This window comes from Acidobacteriota bacterium, assembly GCA_016196035.1.
Taxonomy (GTDB): domain Bacteria; phylum Acidobacteriota; class Blastocatellia; order RBC074; family RBC074; genus JACPYM01.
On the sequence record JACPYM010000069.1, the window covers coordinates 94,811 to 102,111 of the forward strand.

Here is a 7,301-nt window from a genome sequence, read left to right on the forward strand (position 1 = left end):
TGCCGGGCATTCTACAAATGACAGATACATTGGACGCGGGCGGGGCCGAGCGTGTCGCGGTGAATCTGGCGAACCTGCTGCCGCAGGAAAAATACCGCAGCTTCCTTTGCGCCACGCGCCGCGAAGGGCCGTTGGCGGAATTGGTCAGCCCGGCGGTCGGCAAGATTTGTTTGGCGCGCACGCGGCGTCTCGATCTGGGCGGCTTGCGCCGTCTCGTGCGGTTTATCAAGGCCCATCAGATCGAAGTGCTGCACGCGCACAGCACGGCCCTCTTTGTCGCCGTTCAGGCCGCGCTTTTTCCGCCCTACCCCAAAGTCATTTGGCACGATCATTTCGGCAGATACGCCATGGAAGAGCGCGCCGCCTGGTTGCACGGGCCGTTTGTGCGTCAGGCCAGCGGCGTCATCATCGTCAACCGCCAACTGGCCGCATGGGTGCAACAACGTCTGCGCGTGCCCGCCCAGGCGATTTGGTACGTGCCGAACTTCGTGGTGGAAAACACGTCGAATGACGACATTCCACCTTTGCCGGGTCAGGCGGGCCAACGCCTCGTCTGCGTCGCCAATCTGCGCCCGGAAAAGGGACATCTGACCTTGATCCAGGCGCTCGCCAGTGTTGTGCAACAGGCGCCCGCCGCGCATTTGACCCTGGTGGGCGCGCACAGCAATCAGGAGCATTTGGCAAAGATCAACGCCGAGATCGCACGCTTGGGGTTGCAGGCGCATATCACGTTGGCCGGACATCAAAGCAATGTGGCGGCGTTTTTGCGCGGCAGCGACATCGGCGTGCTGAGTTCCTATTCTGAAGCCTTCCCGCTGTCGCTGGTCGAATATGGCAAGGCCGGGCTGGGCGTTGTCGCCACGGCTGTGGGAGAATGCCCTGCGATTTTGGAACAAGGGCAAGCGGGTCTGGTCGTGCCGCCGCGCGATCCGGCCAAACTGGCCGAAGCCCTGTTGACATTGCTAGCCGCACCGGAACGCCGCCGGGCGCTGGGAGAAACCTTGCGGGAACGGGTCAATCGGCTTTACACCGCCGACGCCGTGCTGGAACAAATTGGTCGCGTTTACGACCGGGTGTTGCAACCCCAGGTCGTCGCGGTTCGCGCCGCACAATCCTTATGATTCGAACTGTCGTCATCCCACTTAAAGCCCCCAGCTATCACCGCAAGACCGCGCGCGAGTGGGTGCTGGAATTGCTCAACCAGGAAACGGTGCGCGTCGCGGCGCTGTTGTTGTTGCACGCCCTGCTCGGCCTCGTCCTGAACCTGTCGCCCGAGTTGGCCACGGCACATGCCGGGCTGACGCTGTTGTTCGGCTTGTGGCTGGCCGTCTATGCCCCACGCTTAGAGCAGGTCGCCATGATCGGCGCATACATCACCGGCGCGGAAGTGCTCTGGCGCATGTCAAAATCCATGCTGCCGTGGGAGTTTGGCAAGTACGCCACCATTGCGATCTTTTTTGTGGCGCTGCTGCGGCTGGGCAAACTCAAAGGGCCTATCCCGGCCTTCGTGTTTTTTATCTTGCTCTTGCCGTCAATCATCCTGCCGCTGGCGAATGTCAGCACGGATGTTTTGATGGATCAATTGAGCTTCAATCTTTCAGGGCCTTTGGCCTTACTGGTCAGCGTGTGGTTCTTCTCGCATTTGAAGACCACCGCGCAGCAATTGCATCGCATCTTGCTGGCCCTGATTTGCCCAATCTTCTCGGTCGCCGTCATTGCCCTGAAAGGCATTGTGACGGCCAAAGAACTGGTTTTCATCAACGATTCCAATTTCGCGATGAGCGGCAATTACGGGCCGAATCAGGTGTCGGCCATTTTGGGGCTGGGCGCGTTGATGGCCTTGTATTGGGCTTTGGATGGCAAGCTCACGCGCTGGCTGAAACTTTTACTCTTGGCGGTGGCGCTTTATTTGACGGCCCAATGCGTCATGACGTTTTCGCGCACGGGGCTTTATCTGGCCCTGGGCGGCGCGGCGTTGGTGACGCTGTTCTTGATTCAAGACCGCCGCTTGCGCATGCAAGTGCTGGGCGGCTTGCTGGCGATTTTGCTGCTGGCCGGCTTTGTGCTCTTGCCGCAGTTGGATAAATTCACCGAAGGCGCACTGACCAAACGTTTCAGCGATACCTCCGGTTCAGGACGCAGCGAAATTATGCAGGAGGACTGGCGCATCTTTTCGGAAAATCCTCTTTTTGGCGTCGGGCCGGGACAAGCCAAGTATCACCTGCTCGGACGTTATGGTAGTGACGGCGAACATCAGGTCGCCGCGCACAACGAATTTGCGCGCCTGCTGGCCGAACACGGGATGTGGGGACTCGCCGCCATTTTGGTGCTGGTCTATTTGGGCTTACTGCATTTCAAACAAGCCCGCACGGCCAAAGGCCGGGCGTTAAACGCGGCACTGCTATTTTGGTGTTTCGGTTTCCTGTTTTCTACGGCGATGCGCGTGGTCGCACCCTCCTTTCTGTTCGGCCTGACAGCCCTCTTCATCCTGCCTGAAAAATCTGAAAACCATGAGCGCTGAAGCACATTTGCCTGCTGCACAGCCAGTCAAGTTCGGCCTGCTGCTGATTGGCAATTTCCTTTCCGGCGGCGGCGGCTTTCATTGCTTTGGCGAAGATTTAGCCGCGCATCTGGCCGGGGCGGGCTGGCCCATCGTCATGGCTTCGCAAAAGCGCCGCAAGCTGACGCGCTTGCTGGATATGCTCTGGACGGTTTGGCGGCGGCGGGACGATTACCGGGCGGCTTATGTAGAGGTCTATAGCGGCCTGGCTTTTTGCTGGGCCGAAATGGTCTGCTGGCTGTTACGGCGTTGCGGCAAGCCCTACATCCTGATGTTGCACGGCGGCAATTTGCCGGTCTTTGCGGGCCGCTGGCCGCAACGCGTGCAACGCCTCTTCGCCGCAGCCAAGCTGGTGGCCGCGCCGTCGCGGTATCTGCACGAACAGATGAAACCGTATCGCCCCGATTTGCTCTTGCTGCCGTCGGCCTTCGATTTGAAAGCCTATGTCTATCAGGAACGCCAGTGCCCGCAGCCAAACCTGATTTGGCTGCGCTCGTTTCATCACATCTATAACCCCGCGCTGGCCCCGCAAGTCTTGCACCGCTTGCGCGCGACGTTCCCGCAAATCCACTTGACGATGTACGGCCCGGACAAAGGCGACGGCAGCTTGCAAGAGATGCAGCAAGTCATTGCGGAATTGCAGGTACAAACGCACATCAGCCTGCCCGGCGCGGTCACCAAACCGGAAGTCCCGCAACGGCTCAATCGCGGCGATATCTTTCTGAACACGACCAACGTGGACAACACGCCCATGAGCGTGATCGAGGCGATGGCCTGCGGGCTGTGCATTGTTTGCACGAATGTCGGCGGCCTGCCTTATCTGTTGGAACACGAGCACGACGCCTTGCTGGTGCCGCCCAACGATGCCGAGGCGATGGCGGCGGCGGTGCATAGAATTTTGACCGAACCGCAATTGAGCGAAACGTTGTCGCGCAACGCCCGCCAAAAAGTCGAGCAATGGTGCTGGTCGAAACTCCTGCCCCGCTGGGAAGAATTGTTTAGGTCCATCACCAAAAACCGCCAGAGCAACATCGCGCTCACGAGTGCGCCAATCCAACCGCCCTTGTAGTCGCGAATTTATTCGCGCCGCACTAGGACGAATAGATTTCGGGACATACGCAAAACGCGAGCGAGGTTGCCACAGAGGCACAGAGGCACAGAGTTTTTTTAGAGTTTTGGTGAAGCTCTCTGTCTGCCTCCGTGTCTCCGTGCCTCTGTGGCTAACCTTTGCGTTACTACCAGGAGCGTTGCACTACCAGCCAGTAAATTACCGTGGGAAAACTCGATGCCATCTATGAAAAGTTGCCGGTGTGGGCGCAACACGCCGCTGTCAGCCTGTACGGCTTGCACTGGTATCAGCGGCGCTTCGGCGGCGGGTACCAAACGGCACTGGCTGACTTTCTGCGCCGTGAACGGTTTTCCGTGCAGGAGTGGCAAGCCTGGCAAGCCACCGCGCTTAAACACCTGCTGACAGCGGCGGCACAACACGTGCCCTATTACCGCCAGCAGTGGTCAAGCACAGCGCAGCGCGCGGCCCTAGCAGGCAACCTCGAAGAATTACCGCTGCTGGAAAAAGACGCGGTGCGCGCTGACGCATACGCCTTTTTGCGCGACGATTGCCCGCGCCAGAAGCTGGAAACCTTTTACACCAGCGGTTCCACCGGCACCCCCATCGCCAGCCTCTGGACGGTCGAAGAGTTGCGCGCCTCGATGGCCGTGCGTGAAGCGCGTTCAGCCCGTTGGGCCGGGGTTTCCTTCCAACGGCCCCGCGCGACGTTCTCAGGCCGAATGGTTGAACCCAATCCTGCCAGCCAAGGGCCGTTTTACCGCTTCAATCTCGCTGAACGGCAGGTTTATCTTTCGCCTTTTCATTTGCGCCCCGACACCGCGCGGCAATACGTCGCGGCGTTGCACAAACACAAGATCGAATGGCTGACGGGCTACGCCGTCTCTTACCATTTGCTGGCCCAATTCATGCTGGCTGAAGGCATCGCGCCGCCGCCGTTGAAAGCCGTCATAACAACCAGCGAAAAAGTCACGGATGAAATGCGCGTGGTGATGGAGCGCGCTTACGGCTGCAAGGTCTACGAGGAATACAGCACGGTCGAGAACGTGTTATTTGCCAGCGAGTGCGCGCACGGACGGTTGCATGTCAGCCCGGATGTGGGCATCGTCGAAATCCTGCGGCCTGACGGCAGCCCTTGTGCGCCGGGCGAGGTCGGCGAAGTCGTGGCGACCGGTTTATTGCGTTGCACACAGCCGTTAATTCGGTTTCGCCTAGGCGATATGGCGGCCTGGGCAGAGCCGTATGCGCCCTGCCCCTGCGGCAAAGCCTTGCCGGTAATCAAAGAGGTCGTCGGACGCATCGAGGATGTCATCACCGGCCCCGATGGCCGCCAACTGGTGCGCTTCCACGGCATCTTCGTCAACCAGCCGCACATCCGCGAAGGCCAGGTGATTCAAGAAGCGCTCGACCGCATCCGCGTCAAAATCGTGCCGGTCAACGGCTTTGGCGCGGCGGATGTAACCGAGATCGAGCACCGCATTCAACAGCGCCTCGGTGCGGCGGTACAGGTCATCGTCGAACCGGTTAAAAGCATCCCGCGCACCGCATCGGGCAAATTCAAAGCCGTCATCAGCCTGCTGCCCCACAATGCAAAGGCCCCATCCAATTGAGCGACCACAGTCTTTCGGATAACAACGCCCTGCCCTTTGTTTCGGTGGTGATGCCCGTGCGCAACGAAGCCGGCTTCATCGCGCGCAGCCTGGGCTGTGTGCTGGCGCAGGATTACCCGCGCGAGTGTCTGGAGATCATCGTGGCCGATGGGCGCTCAACCGATGCAACGAGAGAGTTGATACAGCAGTGGCAAGCAGAGCATTCAAATTTGCACTTGGTAGATAACCCGGGACAGATCGCGCCCACCGGGTTGAATGCCGCAATTGCCCACGCGCGCGGCGAGATCATCGTGCGCGTGGATGGCCATTGCGAGATCGCGCCGGATTACGTGCGCAACTGCGTCAGGCACCTGCGCGAAGAGAATGTCGAAGGTGTCGGCGGCCCGCTCGAAACCATCGGCACGACCCTGATGGCCGCCGCCATCGCCGCCGCGATGAGTTCGCCGTTTGGTGTCGGCGGTTCAGCCTTTCGCACGATCAAAGACCGCACGCTGCTGACGGACACGGTTGCCTTCCCGGCCTACACGCGCGCCGCGCTCCAACGCGCCGGGCGCTTTGATGAAGAGATGGTGCGCAACCAGGATGACGAATATAACTACCGGCTGCGCAAACTGGGCGGGCGGATTCTGCTGGCGGCGGATGTGCGCGCGCGCTATTACAGCCGCAGCTCGCTGCAATCGCTCTTCAAACAGTATTTTCAGTACGGCTATTGGAAGGTGCGCGTGTTGCAAAAACATCCGCGCCAAATGAGCGCGCGGCAGTTCATCCCGCCGCTGTTCGTCGCGTCGCTGGTTGTCGCGTTGCTGCTGGCGGCCCTCACGTCATGGGGCTGGTTGTTGGCAGCGGCGCTGGTGGGAAGTTACGCGCTCGCCAATCTAGCCGCGGCGGTTTTGACGGCGGCGCAATCCGGCTGGCGGCATCTGTTCTTATTGCCGCCGGTCTTTCTCGCGCTGCACCTCAGCTATGGTGCGGGCTTTCTGACAGGCTTAATCAAATTTGCGCGCTACTGGCGGGCCTCATCATGACAACACGGCAGCCGCCGCAATCTGATCTGGAACGCTTGCGGGCCGAATATGCGCGGCGTCAACAAACTGCCGCTGGGGCCGACAAATACTCCCTATTCCAGCCCGGCCAGCTTTTCATGATCCAGCAACGACAACGCGCCCAACTGGCGCTGTTGGCCCGCGCAGGCTGGGCGTCACTGGCGCACAAACGCATCCTGGAAATCGGCTGCGGCGCGGGCGGCGTCTTGCACGAATTCCTCTGGCTGGGCGCAACGCCCTCGTTATTACACGGCGCGGAACTGCTGGAATGGCGCTTGGCCGAAGCGAAAGCGGCGACCCCACATCTGCCTTTAGTCCTAGCCGACGGCCAGCAATTGCCGTATGCCGACGCCAGTTTTGATCTAGTCGCGCAATACACCGTCTTCAGTTCCATCCTCGACACTCAGGTCAGGCAAGCCATCGCCGCCGAAATGCGCCGCGTGTTGCGACCAGGCGGCCTGATCCTTTGGTACGACTTCTGGACGAACCCCTTGAACCCGCAAACGCGCGGCATCCGCAAAGCCGAAATCCGCGCGCTCTTTCCGCATTGCCAATTCAGTTTCAAATGCCTCACCCTGGCCTCACCACTTGTCTGCCGGCTCGCGCCCTATTCCTGGCTGGCCTGCCATCTGCTCGAACGTTTGCGCGTCTTCAATACGCATTACCTCGTTGCCATCCGCCCGCGTTAATTCCTGCCTCAAACTGTTTCTTGCCATTAACTGAGCGCGAACTGCGCTCATCTCAAAAAAACAATTTGGCCGCGAGTTGAATGATGCGTGGGTCACGGGCGCTGCTGTAATCGCCGAAGAGTGTACCGAGCGCGCGTTTTGCGAAGTCAGTCGCGGGGCCGTTTGGATTTGTGCAGTCAGCCCCTGGTATGACGATGGCCCGCCCGCTAAGAAAATTGCAGTAAGTGCCGCGCCTGGTTGGGAAAAAGATAAAGGGGTCAGATGTATTCGTTATTTCATTAAATCCTCTCAGGCTAATGCTGCTGAATTGTGTGTGGTTGAAGGCGTTAAACA

At 59.7% G+C, this 7,301-nt stretch carries 6 protein-coding genes; all 6 read left to right on the top strand.

Annotation, left to right across the window (positions count from 1 at the left end; all coding sequences use genetic code 11):
* The first annotated feature begins 17 nt into the window (after nt 1-17).
* The 6 genes from HY011_21700 (at nt 18) to HY011_21725 (ending at nt 6,968) form a co-directional block, all read left to right on the top strand.
* Nucleotides 18-1,121 (top strand): glycosyltransferase, encoded by a 1,104-nt coding sequence (locus HY011_21700; GenBank protein MBI3425547.1) that lies wholly within the window; start codon nt 18-20, stop codon nt 1,119-1,121.
* On the top strand, nt 1,118-2,521 hold the full coding sequence (locus tag HY011_21705) for an O-antigen ligase family protein (protein MBI3425548.1): 1,404 nt from the start codon (nt 1,118-1,120) through the stop codon (nt 2,519-2,521). Before HY011_21700 ends, HY011_21705 begins: the two co-directional genes overlap by 4 nt.
* Nucleotides 2,511-3,629, top strand: coding sequence for a glycosyltransferase family 4 protein (locus HY011_21710; protein ID MBI3425549.1), 1,119 nt, complete (start codon nt 2,511-2,513; stop codon nt 3,627-3,629). Before HY011_21705 ends, HY011_21710 begins: the two co-directional genes overlap by 11 nt.
* 203 nt (nt 3,630-3,832) lie before the next feature.
* Nucleotides 3,833-5,236: a phenylacetate--CoA ligase family protein gene (locus HY011_21715; protein ID MBI3425550.1), complete on the top strand. Its 1,404-nt coding sequence runs from the start codon at nt 3,833-3,835 to the stop codon at nt 5,234-5,236.
* Nucleotides 5,233-6,261, top strand: a complete 1,029-nt coding sequence (locus HY011_21720) for a glycosyltransferase family 2 protein (GenBank protein MBI3425551.1) — start codon at nt 5,233-5,235, stop codon at nt 6,259-6,261. The genes HY011_21715 and HY011_21720 overlap by 4 nt, the downstream gene beginning before the upstream one ends.
* Nucleotides 6,258-6,968, top strand: coding sequence for a class I SAM-dependent methyltransferase (locus tag HY011_21725; protein ID MBI3425552.1), 711 nt, complete (start codon nt 6,258-6,260; stop codon nt 6,966-6,968). The genes HY011_21720 and HY011_21725 overlap by 4 nt, the downstream gene beginning before the upstream one ends.
* Nucleotides 6,969-7,301 lie beyond the last annotated feature (333 nt).

What these genes read in the sequence shown, in the direction of transcription:
- HY011_21700 (MBI3425547.1), top strand. Translation starts at nt 18, where the DNA reads ATGACAGATACATTGGACGCGGGCGGGGCCGAGCGTGTCGCGGTGAAT.
- HY011_21705 (MBI3425548.1), top strand. Translation starts at nt 1,118, where the DNA reads ATGATTCGAACTGTCGTCATCCCACTTAAAGCCCCCAGCTATCACCGC.
- HY011_21710 (MBI3425549.1), top strand. Translation starts at nt 2,511, where the DNA reads ATGAGCGCTGAAGCACATTTGCCTGCTGCACAGCCAGTCAAGTTCGGC.
- HY011_21725 (MBI3425552.1), top strand. Translation starts at nt 6,258, where the DNA reads ATGACAACACGGCAGCCGCCGCAATCTGATCTGGAACGCTTGCGGGCC.